We start from the raw sequence: 3,325 nt of genomic DNA on the forward strand, positions 1-3,325 counted from the left end.
GACCAGTCCCACCCAGTGGGCGCATGCCAAAGCTCAATCTGACGATGGCCTTCTGGGCGATCTGCAGCGCAATGTTCTTTCTTATCATCTCGGCGACGCTCGCCGAGATCTATGGCACCGCGAATACGATCATCGGCCTGGTGCTGACCGTTATCTCCTACTCCGCCATCAACGCCGTCATTACCAGATACGCGATCAGGACTGGCTTGTCGGTGTCGCTGTTTTCCCGGTTGCTGTTCGGTCGATACGGATCGGCGATCGCCACTTTCATCTATGCGGTCAGCAGTATCTATTACGCCGTGTTCGAAGGCTCGGTGATCGCCACCGCGGCAACATACTACTTTGAAGGCCTGACCTTCGCCGTCGCCGCCCTGATCGTCTGCATCTACAGTGTGCCGTTGATCCTCGGCAGCGTCCAGCACTGGCTCGACAAGTTCAACGGCTATCTGCTGCCGCTCTATCTTCTCGGCCTGATAGGTACGGTGGTCTACGCCATCTCCCACTACGGCTATTCCAACGCCTGGCTGACCATGACGCCGGAAGGCGGCGCCCCGCCCTATGGCTGGATCAACGTCTTTATCGCCTTCATGGGCGTCTGGTGGATGATGATGTGCACCTTCGACTTCGCCCGCTTCGGCAAGAAGGAGGACGAGACCTACCACGCCGTCTTCAATTTCGGCCTGCCGTTCTACACGCTGACCTATTTCGTCAACGGCCTGGTCGGCATCTTCCTGGTGCAGACGATCCCGCTCGAGGGCGCAACCTCGGAAGTCTCCGTCGTCAAGGCGCTGATCGTGATGATGGGCGCTTTCGGCCTGCTGTTCGTCTGGATCAGCCAGACCCGCATCAACACCACCAACTTCTACCTGTCGACCGTCAACATGCAGGCGTTCTTCCGGCTGGTGTTCAAGTTGGAGATGCCGAAATATGTATGGGCGATCATCGTCGGCGTCATCGTCTACTTCGTGATGCTGGCCAACATCTTCCAGTACCTGCTCGTGGCACTGGCATATCAGGGTATCTTCGTCGTCGCCTGGGTCGGCGTCGCGCTGGCCTACATATTGTGCGGGCAACATGACGGCACCGGCGAGGAAAGCGCCCGTTCGGACGACGATTTCCCTGCCTACTACGCGCCTGGAATGGTCGCCTGGTTCGGCGCTGTTRCCATCGGCATCATACTGCTCGCCATCCCGACCCTGGAACTGCTCTCGGCGCCCGCGACCGTCACCAGCAGCTTCCTCTTGTTCTGGGCGCTGTCGTCGCGGACGATGGTAGCCAAGGCTGCCTATTAGCGCTGACTGTGCGCTGCGACCGTATGCCGGCTCCGGCCGGCATACGGGAACAAGTGCCAGCGTCGATTCTTCGATCTTCAGCAGAACGCACCCATGGCACCACCACGATCTGGAGACGCGCGATGAATCTGCATGCCAAGCTTCGGGCACTCGAGGCGCAAGGACGTAGTATCTGCATCGGGCTGATCGGCGCCGGCAAGTTCGGTTCGATGTTCGACTCGCAATGCCTGCGGAACCCGGAATTTCAGCTCGTCGCGATCGCCGATCTCTCTCGGGCCAATGTCGAGGCGGCCATCACCGTGACCGGCCATCCCAGAGACATGATCTGCGGGCGCGGCATCGAGGCCGCCGTTCGCGAGCAGCGCATAGGCGTGACCGAAGATGCCCTCTTCCTGATCCGGAGCCCATTCGTCGATATCGTCATCGAAGCGACTGGCGATCCGGTCGCTGGCGCGCTGCACGCCCTGGAGTGTTTTCGCTTCGGCAAGCACGTGCTGATGGTCAATGTCGAGGCCTACGCGCTGGTTGGCCCGGCCCTGGCCAACGAGGCCGAGCGGGCAGGTGTCATCTATTCGCTGGCCTATGGCGACCAGCCGGCACTGATCTGTGAAATAGTCGATTGGGCCCGTGCTTCGGGCTTTCAAGTGGTAGCGGCCGGCAAGGGCACCAAGCACCGTCCCCATTATCACAATTTGACGCCGGCGACGGTTTGGGAGCACCATAGCCTGACGCCGGAGCAGGCCCGGATTGGGCACCTCAACCCGAAGAAGTTCAACTCGTTCCTGGACGGCACCAAGTCGGCCCTGGAAATGGCGGCCGTAGCTAATGCAACCGGCCTCGACGCGCCGGTCGATGGTCTGGWGTTTCCTGCCTGCAGCCGGGAGAACTGGCAGAACGGCAGAGGCCGCGCGGCAACAATGTCTCGCCCGCGGGGGCCGGCCGGGTGGAGGTCGTCTCCTCGGTGTTTGATGATGGCAGTGAGATCCCGGGCCATCTCAGATAAGGTGTCTTCACCGGCATCAGCACTGAAGCCAGTGGGCACTTTGCCTGCACATACAAGCCCTTTCATTTCATCGGCCTGGAGCTTGGCATCACGGTGGCGCACATGGCCCTGCGCAACGAGTCGACCGGCGCGGCGTCGCGCCTCCATGCGGTCGTAGTCGCGCTAGTGAAGCGCGACCTGGCCGCCGGCGAAATCCTCGACAGCGAGGGCGGCTTTTGCGTGTGGGGAAAGCTGACCACCGCCGCCAAACAGCATCGAGATGGGGCACCTCCCCATTGCCCTGGCAAAGAATGTCCGCCTCCGCGCGCCGGTTGCGCAGGGCCGCACCCTCAACATGTCCGATGTCGGGGTTCTGACACACTGCCCGGTGATCGAACTCCGCCGAGGTATGGAGCGTCATATCCGAGCACGCGCAACGGTAAGAGGTCGTGTAGCTGCGGCGGGCAGCACCTTTCCCGGCATCCACTGAAATCGGAGGTGTAGGTGACAAGAGCAGGGAGCAGGACTTACGTTTCTCCGCACAATCGCGGCCTGCCGCAGGCCCCGTGGCCACATGCGGCAGCTGACCAGCACTCGGCCGGAAATCTTCTCGAGGTGACGATCGGGCGGGAGGTGAGATCGCACCGCCGGCAACTCGGAATCACTTTGGTCGAGCTTGCGCGGGCGGCAGGTCTTTCGCTCGGCATGATGTCCAAGATCGAAAATGGCATCACATCGGCGTTGCTGTCTACGTTGCAGGCGTTGTCGCAAGCGCTGGGAGTCCCACTTACAGCTCTTTTCCGGACTTTTGACGCCGTTCAGCGTGATCCCCTGTTTGTAAGAGCTGGGATGAAAGAACGCGTGGGCCAGGATGCACCCAGTCACCAGARCCTCTTTACCTATCTTGGGTTCGCCGCTGCAGAGGTTGTGTTGGAGCAGCAACTCGTCACCCTAACCAAGGMTACGGGGGGTGGCCCACTTTTGCGGCATCCGGGAATGAAACTTGTCTATTTGCTGGAGGGAGAAATCGACTATCGCCACGGAATAAGAC

At 60.9% G+C, this 3,325-nt stretch carries 3 protein-coding genes; all 3 read left to right on the plus strand.

Translation table 11 applies throughout. The features are described 5' to 3' along the window. Nucleotides 1-1,292 (plus strand): purine-cytosine permease family protein (locus AC1DUU_RS27090; RefSeq protein ID WP_476786445.1); only part of this gene is annotated, 1,292 nt, incomplete at its 5' end. Between the two features lie 122 nt (nt 1,293-1,414). After that, nucleotides 1,415-2,452, plus strand: a complete 1,038-nt coding sequence (locus AC1DUU_RS27095; RefSeq protein WP_476786446.1) for a hypothetical protein — start codon at nt 1,415-1,417, stop codon at nt 2,450-2,452. Between the two features lie 488 nt (nt 2,453-2,940). Beyond that, nucleotides 2,941-3,325 (plus strand): helix-turn-helix domain-containing protein (locus AC1DUU_RS27100; RefSeq protein WP_476786447.1); only part of this gene is annotated, 385 nt, incomplete at its 3' end.

The organism is Aminobacter sp. P4_H6_2, assembly GCF_056400805.1.